Raw genomic sequence first — 501 nt, 5'->3', positions numbered from 1 at the left:
ATCTTGCAGAAGCAGGCTCAGGAACGCAGTCTGGCCCGCGAACAGAACGAATCTGGCATTTAACTTAAGGAAGCACCGTGACCCTCATCTACGGCCACCGCGGCGCCAAGGGCGAAGCACAGGAAAACACCCTGAGCAGCTTTCAGGAATGCCTCAAGCACGGCGTGCGCCGCTGCGAACTGGATCTGCACCTGTCCAAGGACGGCGAGCTGATGGTCATCCATGACCCGACCCTCAAGCGCACCACCGACCGTCGCGGCAAAGTCGTCGAGCACACCGCCGCCGAACTGGTGACCTACGACGCACGCAAGGGCGGCCCGGGCTGGATCAAGCCGTGCCCGATTCCGACGCTGGAAGAGTTGTTCGAGCAATGTGATTTCGAGCACTGGCAGCTGGAAGTCAAAAGCGCATCACGCACCCGCGCGGCGACTATCGTGCTGGCGATTCGGGAAATGGCTCAGCGCCACGGCCTGCTCGACAAGGTGACGATCACTTCGAGTT

Annotated in this window: 1 protein-coding gene; it reads left to right on the top strand. The window is 61.1% G+C overall.

Translation table 11 applies throughout. From position 1 onward, the window contains the following. Positions 1-77: 77 nt before the first annotated feature. On the top strand, positions 78-501 hold a 424-nt coding region (locus tag J5M71_RS27420; RefSeq protein ID WP_347709883.1), incomplete at its 3' end, for a glycerophosphodiester phosphodiesterase family protein.

This window comes from Pseudomonas sp. 43(2021) (assembly GCF_017490805.1).
In the GTDB taxonomy this organism is placed as follows: Bacteria; Pseudomonadota; Gammaproteobacteria; order Pseudomonadales; family Pseudomonadaceae; genus Aquipseudomonas.
This window is presented reverse-complemented; position numbering and strand designations above follow the sequence as displayed.